Raw genomic sequence first — 13266 nt, 5'->3', positions numbered from 1 at the left:
CAATGGTGCTTTGCACGCACGCCCAGGGGTGTGCGGGAGACCATTTGCGTTAAGCGGACCGTCCCCCGACCAACCCTGCCGAGGCGAGCAGGGTGTGGCCCTGTTTCCTCGCAGCCTTGAAGCCACAGAGGAAACCATGACCGAAGGAACCCCCTCCCCGACGCTGACGATCCGAGCGGCGCGCGTTGTCGACTGGGAAGCGATCGCCGCGCTGATGAGCCAGCCGGGCATCCGCTCCGGGACACTCAGACTGCCCTATTACACACCGGAGAAGACCCGCAAATGGCTCGAGGGCCTGTCGGATGACAGCACCGTGATCGTCGCCGAGCGCAACGGCCGGATCCTCGGCATGGCGGGCCTCCACCGCGGCAGCGGCCGTCGGCACCATTCGGCCGGCCTCGGCATCAGCGTCGACGACAATCATCGCGGCGAAGGCATCGGCAAGGCGCTTTTGACGGCACTCATCGATGCCGCAGACAACTGGCTCGGCATCAGCCGCATCGAACTCACCGTCTTTACCGACAACGAGGCGGCGATCGCGCTTTATCGCAAGGCCGGTTTCGAACACGAAGGTACGCACCGGGCCTATGCGCTTCGCAATGGCGTGCTGGCCGACGTCCTGGCGATGGCGCGCATTCGCGGCTGATTGGGCCGAGCCCGCACGGGATTTCCTATGGCGGCAGCCGTCCTGTCTGCCGCCGCCCGCGGCCCATGTTCCATTCGGAACTGCGCATATTCCAGCCGCATGCGATCTTCTTCCCATGGATGACGGGCGCCCATCCCAGCAATCCCCGCAGGAGAGACCACCATGCGCAAGATCATCATCGCAGCCGCCGTCGTCCTCACCTCAGCCGTTTCATTCGCTGCGCCATCGCAGGCCGGCGACGTGACGATCGGCTTCAGCAACGGCACCTACGGCCAAGGCTGGAGCGGCCGGATCGGTTATGTCGACGGCTATTATGGCGGCGACTATTACGAGTACCGGCCCTATTGCTTCATCAAGAAGGTCCGGCGCTACGATGCCTATGGCAACGTCTATTACGAGCGCATCCGCGTTTGCCGTTAGACACAACGGGGGCGAGGGACACGAAGCCCGGTCGGTTTTCGACCGGGCTTTTTTGCGTGCCTGCCCCTGTCATCCCGCGGCTGAATTACGGCTTCGGCATTCACTCCCCCATTGACGCCGCATCGCTGCCGGGCTCCAAAAGCAACACTCTAAATCGCATGGGAAGGAAGACGGATATGGATCTCGGCATCAAAGGCATGAAGGCGCTCGTGCTTGGCGGCAGCAAGGGGCTTGGACGCGGCATCGCCGAAGCGCTGACGGCCGAAGGCGTCGCCGTGGCGCTGACCGGCCGGGACGGCGCATCCGCCGAAAAGGTCGCCGCTGAGATCGGCCCCTCAGCCCGCGGATATGCCCTCGACCTTTCCCGTCCCGAGAGCCTCGATGCCCTGCTCGACCGGCTGGCCGCCGATTTCGGCGCGATCGACATTCTCGTCCTCAATGGCGGCGGCCCGCCGCCGACACTGGCATCGGCGATCGACCCGGACTTCTGGCGCACGCAGTTCGAAACCATGGTGCTCGCTGGCATGCGCATCACCGGCCGGGTCCTGCCCGGCATGCGCGAGCGCGGCTTCGGCCGCATCATCGCCGTCGCTTCGACCAGCATCCGCGAACCGATCCCGGGGCTGACAGCCTCCAACGCCCTTCGAAGTGCCGTTGCCGGCTGGCTGAAGACGCTCGCCGGCGAGGTCGCCGCCGATGGCGTCACCGTCAACATGCTGCTGCCGGGGCGGCTTGCGACCGACCGCACCTTGAGTTTCGACCGCATGGACGCCGAAAGCGAAGGCGTCGATATCGCGACGGTTGCCGCCCGCAGCCAGGCGGACATTCCGATCGGCCGCTATGGGACACCGGCGGAATTCGGCGCTGCGGCTGCGTTCCTGGCCGGACGGCCGGCAGCCTACGTCACCGGCGTGGCGCTGCCCGTCGACGGTGGCCTCAGCCGCTCGATGCTCTGAACGTCCGCGGTTTCGACTTTTGTTGGCGTGTGCGCCCGGCGCGCATGCGTCAACTTCACCGCATTTTGATGCCGGTTTGAGGGCTAATGCGGTAAACCTGCAGGCGGGCGACGCTTGCCCGAATGACCATACGACTGGCACGACAACGGGCCATAGGACTGGAATGACAACCATGAAACCACCATCGACCGGGTGGCTGCTCGGGGCGGTCCTCTTCGCCTCGATCTTCCTTCCCGCCTCTGCCGGAGCCGCCATGCTTGAACAGGAAATGATTGCCGCCGCCCGAGCCGGCGATGCCGCCGAACTCACTGGGCTGATCAAGCGTGGAGCGACGCTCGAGGCGCGCGATGCAAGCGGCGCCACCGCACTCCTCATCGCCACGCATGAAAACAACATCGACGCGGCGCGCGCGCTCATCGAAGCCGGCGCCGATGTCAACGCCAAGGACAAGATCGAAGACAGTCCCTATCTCTATGCCGGCGCGCGCGGCCATCTCGAAATCCTGAAACTGACGCTGGCCCATGGCGCGAACCTGAAAAGCACCAATCGTTACGGCGGCACCGCCCTGATCCCGGCGGCCGAACGTGGCCACGTCGAGACCGTGAAGACGCTGATCGAAGCCGGCGTCGATGTCGATCACGTCAACCGGCTCGGCTGGACGGCGCTGATCGAAGCCGTCATCCTCGGTACCGGCGGTGAAAAGCACACGGAAATCGTGCGGTTGCTGATCGACGCCGGCGCGAATGTCAACCTGGTCGACGGCGAGGGCGTGAGCCCACTTTCCCATGCCCGCCAGCGCGGCTATGGCAGCATCGAAAAACTGCTCGTCGCCGCCGGCGCCAAATGAAATCCGGAGGGGATATGGACCAGGAAAAGCAGTTTCTCCGCCAAGCCGTCGCCCTTGCCCGTGCCAACGGCCAGAAGGGCGGTCGCCCCTTCGGCGCGGTGGCCGTCCGCAACGGCGAGGTGATCGCCGAAGGCGTCAACCGCATGCTTGAGACCGGGGATCCGACATCGCATGCTGAATTGAATGCCCTCCGCACGGCGGCACAACATCTCGGCTCTCCCCGGCTTGACGGTGTGGCGATCTATGCCAGCGGCCAGCCCTGCCCGATGTGCCTTGCCGCCATGCGCATGGCCGGCATCACCGAGATCGCCTACGCACATTCGAATGCCGACGCCGAGCCCTATGGCCTGTCGACGGCCAAAATTTACGCCGAGCTGGCAAAACCCTTGGACGAGCAGGCCATGCGCTTCCGCCACGTGCCTGTCGACGACACGCAGGCGGCATCGCTTTATGCGGAATGGCAACAAGGGATGAAGCACGACTGACCGTACCGGGTGATGGCATCGACGCTCGGCGACAACTGATGGCTCCACACCCAACCTCTTGTCGCGCACACGCGACGGGTGTAATCGCGCAGACCAGTACCCTTTCCCGCCGCCGGTCTTCGTCACCGAACATCGACCGACGCCAGCCTGCGAGTGTCTGCAATGACTGCCTATTCCGAACGTTCGGGTCGCCTGATTGCGCTGCTTCTCATCGGAGGCTCCGGCGTTGTGACGATCGCCAAGGGCATGAGCCTGACGTTCCTTGCCATCCGCCTGCAGAAGGATTTCGGGCTGAGCCCCGCCGGCATCGGCGCCTTGATCGGCGTCGGTCCGCTCCTTGGCGCCATCGTCAGCCCCTTTGCCGGCACGCTGTCCGACCGTATCGGCCGAAAAGGCCTGCTGACCGCAGCACTTTGCATGGCCGGGCTGGCGCTCGCGGGCCTGGGCCTGGCGCAATCGATCGCCGCCTTTGCCCTGGCGCACATCGTCTCCGCCGTTGCAGCCGCCGTCTACGAGCCGGTGTCGCGGGCCCTGATGAGCGATGCCGCACCGGCGCATCTGCGCCTGCGGGTGTTTTCCTGGCGCTACCTCGCCATCAATGCCGGCTGGGCAATCGGCCCCCTGATCGGCGTCTGGATCGGGGCTGCCTATGCAACGCTGTTCGTCATTGCCGGCCTGATGCACGCCGCCTTCGGCCTCGTGCTGTTCTTCACCGTTCCGGACGCCAGCAACAGGCCGGTTGCGGAAACTGGGACGACCTCTCGGGCGGCCGGTGGCTGGCGGGGGCTCGTTTCCGCCCTGCGTGACCGCCGTCTGGTGTTCTTCGTGATCGGCGGCACGCTGCTTCTGGCCGTACACGGCCAATGGTCCGTCACGCTGTCGCAATATCTCACCACCGGCTTCGAAGACGGCGTCACACTCTTCGCGCTCCTCGTTTCCACCAACGCCGCCACCGTGCTGATCGCCAGCACGCCTGCCCGTTTCGTCATCGAGCGGATCGGCGCGCTGCCGGCGCTCTCGCTCGGTTGCCTGTTGTTCCTTTTGGGGGAAATCGGCTTTGCAGCCTCTTCCGGCATGGAAATGCTGGTTGCCTCGATGGTCCTCTTCACCATCGGCGAAGTTCTCGTCGTGCCGTCCGAATACGTGCTGGTCGACGGTATCTCGGATGCCGGCAACCGCGGTACCTATTTCGGCGCGCATTCCTTGTCTTCGCTCGGCAATTTTCTCGGGCCGCTCATCGGTGGAGTTGCGCTCGGCGCCATCGGTGGCGCCGGCATGTTCCTCCTGTTCGCGCTGCTTTCGGCGGCAAGCGCACTGCTGTTTGCGATCGGCCATTCGATGCCGCCGCCGCGCCCGCAAGCGGCCCCTGCCGACACGGTCGATGGCGGCGCCATCGGCGGAGATCTCATGCGGCTCGGTCAGCTGGCGTAGCGCTGAGCCGACGCACGCGGCCTGACGCAGGCACTGACATCACGTTCAGTGACACCATTCGCGTGAGCGCATGCGGGCGCTCGGTCGCTTTTCCATCCTGTCGACAAACGTTACCATCGTGCTCTCTGTGTGATCACCGTCACCTTTTCGTCACCGGCACCGCCTAAGCACCGCGTCGAAACAGGAGTGAATACAAGATCATGACCGCCGCCACCGAACAGACCGTCCTCAAACGCTCAATCGCTGCGACCATCGTGGTCGGTGCGACGGGTGTGCTCTTCGGCCTGTTGTCCGGATCGGTTTCAATCGTGTTCGACGGGGTGTTTTCCGCCGTCGACGCGGCGATGACCTTGCTGGCGCTGGGTGTGACGCGGCTGATCCCCCGGGAGAGCAGCCGCTTCCAGATGGGCTTCTGGCATATCGAGCCGATGGTGCTCTTGCTCAATGCCGGCCTGCTCGCCACGCTTTCCTTCTACGCTCTGATCAACGCGGTCGATTCGCTGCTGACAGGCGGTCGCGAACTCGCCTTCGACTGGGCGATCGCCTATGCCGCCGTCGTTCTTGTCATCTGCATCGTGATGTTCTTCTACGGGCGGCGGGCCAACCGCACGATCGGATCCGAATTCCTGGCACTCGACGTGCGCGCCTGGGCGATGTCGGGCACGATCACCGCAGCCCTGCTCGCCGCCTTCGTCGTGGCCGCGCTGCTGAAGGGCACGGCCTATGAAAGCTGGACACCCTATGCCGACCCGGCGATCCTGGTGGTGCTGACGCTCTGCCTGATCCCGCTGCCGCTGAAGACCGTCTATGCCGCCTTGAAGGAGATCTTTCTCGTCGCCCCGGCCGAGCTGGACGAAAAGGTGCGCGAGGCGGCCAGCAATGCCGCCAGCCGTCACGGCTTTGCCGATTACCGCACCTATGTCGCCAAAGTCGGCCGCGCCCGCCTGATCGAGATCTATCTGATCGGATCGGCCGAGACCCGTATCGACACGCTTGCAAGCCTCGATGCGATCCGCGCCGAGATCGGCGCTGAGATCGGCGAAGCCGGACGCGACCGCTGGCTGACGATCGCCTTTACCGGCGATGTCAAATGGGCGGAGTGACACCGTCGTCAACCTCTAGCGGAGATCTGCCTGCGAAATTTCGGACAGATCGATCCGGCGCGTGATGCCGATCGCCTCCAGAAAGGCCTCGTCATGGCTGACGACGAGGAGCGCGCCATCGAAGGCCCGCAGCCCCGCTTCCACCGTCTCGATGGATTCGATGTCGAGATGGTTGGTCGGCTCGTCGAGGATCAAGAGCGGCGGCGGATCATCGCCGCCGAGCACGCAGGCAAGTCCTGCTCGCAGCATCTGGCCGCCGCTGAGGCTCGCGACATGCTGAAGCGCCGCGTCGGCACGGAACATGAAGCGTGCGAGCGCCGCACGGCAGGCATTTTCGCCGGCTTGCGGGTTGAGCCGCCGGAAATTGTCGCGGATCGACATTTCGGGATCAAGCAGGCTTACTTTTTGATCGAGCATGGCGAAGTCCGTCAGGACTCGCACATGGCCGGACCAGGGCGCAAGACTGCCCGTTACCAGCGATAGGAACGTCGTCTTGCCCGAACCGTTGCGGCCGGTGATCGCCACCCGTTCCGGCCCCGAGATCGACAGCGACAGGCCCGCGAGCACAGGAAGGTCCGGGACGTAGCCGGCGCTGACACCATCGACCTGCAGGACGACGCGGCCTGGCGGCAGCCCGGTCGAGGGCAGCCGCACCGAAAACGGCTGCAGGATCTCGATGCGGTCGCGCGCGGTCGCGAGATCGCCGAGCGCCTGCTCGCGCCGCCGTTCGGCAAGGCGCGCATGGTCGCCGCCGGTCTTTTCGCTCCGCTCCTTGCGGGCATCGAGCAACAGAAGCGGCGCGTCGCCCTTGGCGCGCTTGCGACGCCCGGCACTGTCCTTGCGCGCCTTGCGTTCGGCAATCTCCTGCGTCTTGCGCTCGACCTCGGCAAGGCGTCGTTCGGCATCGGCGAGATCATGTCGGGCAGAGGCAAGCTCGATCGCCTTTCGCGCGCGATAAAGGCTCCAGTTGCCGCCATAGCTGGTTGCGCCGAGCGACGTCAGTTCGACGATCGCATCCATCGTTTCCAACAGCTCGCGGTCGTGGCTGACGACGATGGCGCCGCCACGCCAATCGGCCATCATGTCGATCACAGCCGCGCGGCCGGCGCGATCGAGATTGTTGGTGGGTTCGTCGAGCAGGATGACATCCGGCTCGGCAAAGACGAGCGCCGCCAGCTTGGCGCGGGTCAACTGCCCGCCGGAAAAGGACGATAGCGGCGTGTGGGCCGCAGCCTGAAGACCGAGGCGGGCAAGAGCGGCTTCGAGCCGCGCTTCCAGCGTCCAGTCGGCGATCGACAGGTCCTCGATGCTGGCGGTACCGTCTTCAGCACGGCCAAGAAGCGCCAGCGCATCGGAAATGCCGAAGAGGTCGGCGACCGTCTCCCGTTGCGCGACTTGCACGGTCTGGCTGAGCATGCCGAGGCTGCCGCCGACAGAAACGGTGCCGGCCTGCGGTCGTAGCGTCCCGGCAATCAGCTTCATCAGCGTGCTTTTGCCGACGCCATTTCGCCCGACAAGACCGGATCGCCCCGGGTCGAAGGTCAGGTTCAGGTCGGAGAAAAGGCTGCGGCCGTCAGGCGTGGACCAGGTGAGATGGGAGAGCGAAATCGAAACAGGCATGGATACGGATGTCCCTGATGGCAAAAGAGATGGGCCTTGCTGTCAGGTGGAAATCCATCGATGCGTGTATCCTGTGATCGTTTCTATCGCGCTCAAAGATAGCAGCGATCGTGTTTTCTTCAAGGCGAGACGTTCGGAACAGACGAATGTGAAAGGGAACGAAGGGAAAGGGCGTGGGCTGCGCGCAGTGCAGGCGCACATCGAACAAGGCTTGCCGCGCCTACCACAGCACGCCTTTCAGCGTGATCAGCGCGATCACCAGCAGCGACAGGACGAGCGAAATCTTGATGGCGGCGAGGGTGTAGTCGTAGCGGCGAATTTGTGTGGCGAACGTATGAAACATGGCATTCTCCCTGGCGTCGAAATGCCCTGGCGCCATTGCAGCCCAGGGCCACGCGATCGCCTGCGTGTCATTTGGTAAATGCGTTGATGCCAGCCGCGTTCCCGCCGTTGCGTGCATTCGGCAGCGTCAAGATCGAGGCTGAGCGTCCAGACGCCAGCACCTACTGGACGGAAGGCAGCGTGTTCTTGCCAAGCGTCCGGTGCAAATGCACGAGCCCGAGCAGGATTGCCTCGGCCTCCTCGCGATCGAGCGCGGCATATCGCACCCGTACGGCATCGCGAAACACATCGGCAACCATCGAGAATTCGCTGGGAAGGATTGGCCGCCCGCGAAATCCGTCGATGGCGTACATCACGCGATCTTCCTGTTGGGGCGAAAGCGCGAGATCTCTCAGCCACCGACGCCCGTACGATCGGTCGATGATGAAAGTACTATGCGCCTTGGGTGCCGAGATACCAAGGGATATTCGAGGCGCGCACGCCCTCTCGGCGACAGACCACGATCAACGCCTCGTGATCGGCGAGACACCGGGACGCCTGCACAACGGTTCGCGATCGAGGCACCCGTCAGCGGCGATGGTCATCATCGCGGCACCCATCCCGACGCATTGCGCGCGATGAAACGCTCAAGTAGGGTCGCCACCAACCGGTATTGCTCAACGGAAATTCCGTTGAAAGGATACGTCGAACAACAGGAATGGACCGGCAAGCTGCCGGGAAGAAGGCGGCCCGAGGGCCGGGACGCGATGACACTGTCGGGCAAGCGCATTCTCCTGATCATCTCCGGCGGCATTGCGGCTTATAAGAGCCTTGACCTGATCCGGCGCCTGCGCGAACGCGGCGCCAGCGTCCGCCCGGTCATGACCGCTGGCGCGCAGCAGTTCGTCACCCCGCTTGCCGTCGGCGCGCTTGCCGCCTCCCACGTCTATCTCGACCTGTTTTCGCGCGAGGATGAACAGGATGTCGGCCATATCCGGCTGGCGCGCGAATGCGACCTGATCGTCGTCGCACCCGCGACCGCCGATCTGATGGCCAAGATGGCGAACGGCCATGCCGACGACCTTGCCTCGACGATCCTGCTTGCGAGCGACCGTCCGGTGCTCGTCGCGCCGGCGATGAACCCGAAGATGTGGGCCAATGCCGCGACAAGGCGCAACCGCGCGACGCTTGCTGCCGACGGCATCCGTTTCATCGGCCCGGAAGCCGGCGAGATGGCGGAAAGCGGCGAGGCCGGCGAAGGACGGATGAGCGAGCCGCTGACGATCGTGGCTGCGGTCGAGACCCTGCTTTCGGATGGCGTGAAGCCGCTTGCCGGCCGCACGGCAATCGTTACATCAGGGCCGACGCATGAGCCGATCGACCCGGTGCGCTATATCGCCAACCGCTCCTCCGGCAAGCAGGGCCACGCGATTGCCGCCGCCCTTGCGAGACTCGGTGCCGACGTGACGCTGGTCTCCGGCCCGGTGACCATCCCCGACCCATCTGGTGTCAAGGTGATCCATGTCGAGCGCGCCGAGGAGATGCGTGATGCGGTGCTATCAGCCCTTCCCGCCGATATCGCGGTGATGGTGGCGGCCGTTGCCGACTGGCGGGTGGCGAGTGCCGCCGGAAACAAGATCAAGAAGAAACCCGGCGAGGCGCCGCCGCCGCTGCAGCTTGCCGAAAACCCGGATATCCTCAAGACCGTCGGCCACCACGCCGACAGGCCGAAGCTCGTGGTCGGCTTTGCCGCCGAGACGGAGAATGTTGCCGACAATGGCCGCTCCAAGCTCGAGCGCAAGGGCGCCGACTTTATCCTCGCCAACGACGTCTCGCCGGCAACCGGCATCATGGGCGGCGACCGCAACCGGGTGAAGCTCATCTCGGCCACCGGCAACGACGACTGGCCCGACATGGACAAGGACGCCGTCGCCGACAAGCTGGCGGCGCTGATCGCGGCCGAACTGGAGCGGAAAGAGCGGGGCTGATCCATCCGCTCAGGTAGCGCCCTTACCCTTCCGGCACAAAGAGCCCCTCTCCTCGGGTTCAACCCGAGGACTACTCCTCACTCCGCAGGCGGAGCGAGGGGTCGTGCCCTGCGCGAGCAAAGCGTTCGCAGTCGATTGATGGACCCGGCGAGAGTTCGGCATGTCCCTTCTCCCCGCCTGCGGGGAGAAGGTGGCGGCAGCCGGATAAGGGGCCGTCACTGCTCGGCGGTGGGATTCAGAAACGCCTCAGGCCGAACGATAAGCCCGCACCGGCGCGCCTTGCGTCGAGAACAGACGCACATCGACGCCGTTTTCGCCGACGATCACGGCTGTGCCATCGGGGATCTCGACCCAGGCGCCGTCGTCGTCATTGAGCGGTTCGGACACAAGACAATAGCCGCCGCTCGGGCCCATCGGCGCTGCATAGAGCGTCGGCGCCTTCCAGTCGGAGGCGTAGCGCACGGCATAAAGGTCGTGGCCATCGGAAAAGGCGGCGGTAAACCGCACCAGCACCTGGCGCTCGAGATGCGAAGCCAGCTGTTCGACGAAGGCGAGCGCTTCGGCGATCGCGCCGAGCGGATCGCGGTCGAGCCCGAACTGCATGGCGAGCAGGAACAACAGCTCGGAATCCGTCGTGCCGGTGCGGGCCGAATAGAGGTCGTTGTCGAGCATGCTTTCCATCGGCCGGCGCAGATGCTCGAAGTCGCCGATCTGGCCATTGTGCATGAACGACCAGCGGCCGAAGACGAAGGGGTGACAGTTATCGCGGCGCGTGCCGCCGCCGGTCGACGCGCGCACGTGGGCGAGGAACAGCGGCGAGCGGATCTGGCGGGCGATGCTTTTCAGGTTGCAGTCGGACCAGGCGGGAAGGATGTCGCGGTAGCGCCCGGGCTCGGGGTGGTCGCCATACCAGGCGATGCCGAAACCGTCACCATTGGTCGCCGTCTTGGCCCGCGTGGCGCAATGGGACTGCTCGATCAGCGAGTGCGCCGGAGAGGTCACCAGTTCCTCGAGATAAAGCGGTTCCCCGCGATAGGCTGCCCAGCGGCACATGCTGACATCACTCCGGTTTCGCCCGCCCATACGGATGCGATTCGTTAACCATGACGGATGTTCCGACGAAACATGGTAAAAATGCGTTAACAAATTCATCCCGGGTCCAATGGCAGAGTATCTTTGACGATCCAGCCACGCTGTTTCGATCGAAACACGCCCCAACGGCCCTCTCCCGCAGCGCAATCGCATTTTCGAACAAATATTCCATATTGACAAATCCTGCACATTTCATTTCATTTCGAACCACGATACAGGCCGCAGGCCCCGGAGGAATGGCATGAGCAGCAAGAAGAAACTGGGCGTCGGCCTGATCGGCACGGGCTTCATGGGCAAGGCGCATGCGCTTGGCTTCACCGTTGCGGCGCGGGTGTTCGACCTGCCGTTCGAGCTCGATCTGGTGTCGGTTGCCGACGTGACCGTCGAAAGCGCCGAGAAGGCGCGCGGCCAGCTCGGCTTCCGCAAGGCGACGGCCGACTGGCGCGAACTCTTGACGGATCCCGACATCGATATCATCGACATCACTACGCCGAACCTCTTGCACAAGGAAATGGCGCTGGCGGCGATTGCCCATGGAAAGCATGTCTATTGCGAAAAGCCGCTGGCGCCGACGGTTGCGGATTGCGCCGAAATGGTCGCTGCCGCCGAGAAAGCCGGCGTCGTCACCCAGGTCGGCTTCAACTACCTGAAGAACCCGCTGATCTTCCTTGCCAAGGACATCATCGAAAGCGGCGAGATCGGCGAGATCCGCTCCATGCGCGGCGTGCATGCCGAGGATTTCATGGCGGACGCCTCCGTGCCGTGGGGCTGGCGGCTCAACCCGGCCAGCGGCGGCGGCGCGCTTGCCGATATCGGCAGCCACATCATCGCCTCCATGCGCCACCTGGTCGGACCGATCAAATCGGTATTGGCCGAAACCATCATCCAGATCCCCGAGCGCCCCGTCTCTGCCGGTTCCGCCGAAATGCGCGCCGTCGAGGTCGACGACATTACTCGTGCCTTCGTGCGCTTCGAAAATGGTGCCACCGGCAGCTTCGAGGCGAACTGGATCGCCACCGGCCGCAAGATGCAGCACGATTTCGAGATCTACGGCTCCAAGGGCAGCATCGTCTTCACCCAGGAACGTTTGAACGAGATCCGCCTCTACAAGACCGGCGACGACGTTCGCACCCGCGGTTTCCGCACCATCTGGGCCGGCCCTGAGCACCCGCCCTATGGCGCCTTCTGCGTCGCTCCCGGGCATCAGATCGGCTTCAACGACCTGAAGGCGATCGAGGTCAACGAATTCCTGGACGCGATCGCCAAGGGAAAATCGCCCTCGACCGACTTCCGCGAAGGATACGAAGTCCAGAAGGTGCTGTCTGCGACCTACCAGTCGGCAAAAACCAATGAATGGGTGCAGATCGGCTGAGAAAGCCGAAACGGAAAAGACGACAAAAATGGAACGCCTGTTCTATGCCATGGATCGCCAATCGATTAGGGTGAGGTCACAACGCAACACCGCGCAGACGGGAGACGGACAAGAATGGCAACGCCTGACACGACGACGGAGGTCCCGCAGGATTTCGAAGCGCTGAAGGCGGTCATTCTGGAGCGAAAGGCGCAGCTGCCAAAACGGCTGAAGCAGGTGGCCGCCTATTCGCTCGACAATCCCGACGAGATTGCCTTCGGCACGGCCGCCAGCATCGCCACTTCGGCCGACGTCCAGCCGTCGACGCTGGTGCGCTTCGCCCAGCATTTCGGCTTCGAGGGTTTTTCCAGCCTGCAGTTGATCTTCCGCGCCCGCCTGCGCGAACGCACGCCCGGCTACGAAGACCGACTGAAGGCGCTCAGCGAAAACGAGCACAGCAAGCTCGAGAGCGGCTCGATCTTCAACGGTTTCGTCGCTGCCGCCCACCGCTCGCTCGACAACATCGCCACATCAGTCGATCCGGAAGCCTTCGAGCGCGCGGTCGATATCCTCGCCAAGGCCGAGACGGTCTACCTGATCGCCAAGCGCCGCTCCTATCCGATCTCCAGTTACATGGCCTATGCCTTCGGCAAGCTGAAGGTGAAGTATCAACTGGTCGGCACCGCCGCCGGCATCGACGACGACATGCTTGCAATGGCCGGCAAGAACGACGCGGCCTTTGCGGTCAGCTTTTCCCCCTACGCCTCCGAAAGCGCCACTCAGGCGCGGTTGCTCGCCGAGCGCAAGGTGCCGGTGGTGTCGTTGACCGACTCTGCCTTCTCGCCGCTCGCCGAATCCTCGAAGGTCTGGTTCGAACTTGTCGAGGCGGATCATGCCGGCTTCCGCTCGCTTTCCGCCAGCATGGCCTTTGCCATGGCGCTGACGGTGGCCATTGCCGAAAAGCGCCATCGCCTCCAGGAAGAGGCCCGGGCGGAATAGAACGGAT

General features: G+C 64.2%; 14 protein-coding genes. 10 read left to right on the top strand and 4 right to left on the bottom strand.

Annotated features, from left to right (window positions below; genetic code table 11):
- Nucleotides 1-136 precede the first annotated feature (136 nt).
- The 7 genes from RTP54_RS01560 to RTP54_RS01530 all read left to right on the top strand — a co-directional run bounded on the left by RTP54_RS01560 (nucleotide 137) and on the right by RTP54_RS01530 (nucleotide 5888).
- Complete coding sequence (locus RTP54_RS01560; protein ID WP_312360383.1) at nucleotides 137-646, top strand: GNAT family N-acetyltransferase; 510 nt, start codon at nucleotides 137-139, stop codon at nucleotides 644-646.
- Between the two features lie 162 nt (nucleotides 647-808).
- Nucleotides 809-1066 (top strand): hypothetical protein, encoded by a 258-nt coding sequence (locus RTP54_RS01555; RefSeq protein ID WP_112816489.1) that lies wholly within the window; start codon nucleotides 809-811, stop codon nucleotides 1064-1066.
- A gap of 176 nt (nucleotides 1067-1242) precedes the next feature.
- Nucleotides 1243-2022 (top strand): SDR family oxidoreductase, encoded by a 780-nt coding sequence (locus tag RTP54_RS01550; RefSeq protein WP_112809134.1) that lies wholly within the window; start codon nucleotides 1243-1245, stop codon nucleotides 2020-2022.
- A 253-nt stretch (nucleotides 2023-2275) separates the two neighbouring features.
- Entirely contained in the window at nucleotides 2276-2869 is a 594-nt protein-coding gene (locus RTP54_RS01545; RefSeq protein ID WP_312363127.1) for an ankyrin repeat domain-containing protein, read from the top strand.
- Nucleotides 2870-2883: 14 nt separating this feature from the next.
- Nucleotides 2884-3354 carry a nucleoside deaminase gene (locus RTP54_RS01540; protein ID WP_112809135.1) on the top strand — a complete coding sequence of 157 codons (471 nt, stop codon included), beginning with the start codon at nucleotides 2884-2886 and terminating at the stop codon, nucleotides 3352-3354.
- 162 nt (nucleotides 3355-3516) lie between these two features.
- Nucleotides 3517-4785, top strand: coding sequence for an MFS transporter (locus RTP54_RS01535; protein ID WP_312360377.1), 1269 nt, complete (start codon nucleotides 3517-3519; stop codon nucleotides 4783-4785).
- 200 nt (nucleotides 4786-4985) lie between these two features.
- Nucleotides 4986-5888: a cation diffusion facilitator family transporter gene (locus RTP54_RS01530; RefSeq protein WP_112816485.1), complete on the top strand. Its 903-nt coding sequence runs from the start codon at nucleotides 4986-4988 to the stop codon at nucleotides 5886-5888.
- A 15-nt stretch (nucleotides 5889-5903) separates the two neighbouring features.
- Here RTP54_RS01530 and RTP54_RS01525 read toward each other — a convergent pair whose 3' ends face one another.
- The 3 genes from RTP54_RS01525 to RTP54_RS01515 all read right to left on the bottom strand — a co-directional run bounded on the left by RTP54_RS01525 (nucleotide 5904) and on the right by RTP54_RS01515 (nucleotide 8206).
- Nucleotides 5904-7508 (bottom strand): ABC-F family ATP-binding cassette domain-containing protein, encoded by a 1605-nt coding sequence (locus RTP54_RS01525; protein ID WP_312360373.1) that lies wholly within the window; start codon nucleotides 7506-7508, stop codon nucleotides 5904-5906.
- Between the two features lie 220 nt (nucleotides 7509-7728).
- Nucleotides 7729-7851 (bottom strand): hypothetical protein, encoded by a 123-nt coding sequence (locus RTP54_RS01520; RefSeq protein WP_312360371.1) that lies wholly within the window; start codon nucleotides 7849-7851, stop codon nucleotides 7729-7731.
- 160 nt (nucleotides 7852-8011) lie between these two features.
- The gene (locus tag RTP54_RS01515; protein WP_162704279.1) at nucleotides 8012-8206 is read right to left on the bottom strand and encodes a hypothetical protein; all 195 of its coding nucleotides are present in this window, start codon (nucleotides 8204-8206) and stop codon (nucleotides 8012-8014) included.
- Between the two features lie 390 nt (nucleotides 8207-8596).
- Between RTP54_RS01515 and coaBC the strand changes: the two genes are divergently transcribed.
- Entirely contained in the window at nucleotides 8597-9817 is a 1221-nt protein-coding gene (gene coaBC, locus RTP54_RS01510; protein WP_312363125.1) for a bifunctional phosphopantothenoylcysteine decarboxylase/phosphopantothenate--cysteine ligase CoaBC, read from the top strand.
- Nucleotides 9818-10063: 246 nt separating this feature from the next.
- Here the strand turns inward: coaBC and RTP54_RS01505 are convergent, their stop codons facing one another.
- Nucleotides 10064-10870 carry a class II glutamine amidotransferase gene (locus tag RTP54_RS01505; RefSeq protein ID WP_312360368.1) on the bottom strand — a complete coding sequence of 269 codons (807 nt, stop codon included), beginning with the start codon at nucleotides 10868-10870 and terminating at the stop codon, nucleotides 10064-10066.
- A gap of 280 nt (nucleotides 10871-11150) precedes the next feature.
- Here RTP54_RS01505 and RTP54_RS01500 point away from each other — a divergent pair, with 280 nt between their 5' ends.
- Both RTP54_RS01500 and RTP54_RS01495 read left to right on the top strand, forming a co-directional pair.
- Nucleotides 11151-12281: a Gfo/Idh/MocA family oxidoreductase gene (locus tag RTP54_RS01500; RefSeq protein ID WP_312360365.1), complete on the top strand. Its 1131-nt coding sequence runs from the start codon at nucleotides 11151-11153 to the stop codon at nucleotides 12279-12281.
- A gap of 114 nt (nucleotides 12282-12395) precedes the next feature.
- A complete protein-coding gene (locus tag RTP54_RS01495; RefSeq protein WP_112809142.1) occupies nucleotides 12396-13259 on the top strand; it encodes a MurR/RpiR family transcriptional regulator in 864 nt (287 codons plus the stop codon).
- Nucleotides 13260-13266: the final 7 nt, after the last annotated feature.

The organism is Ensifer sp. (assembly GCF_031989085.1).
Lineage (GTDB): Bacteria > Pseudomonadota > Alphaproteobacteria > Rhizobiales > Rhizobiaceae > Ensifer.
The sequence above is the reverse complement of the archived record's forward strand: the minus strand, read 5'-3'. Positions and strand labels throughout refer to the sequence as shown.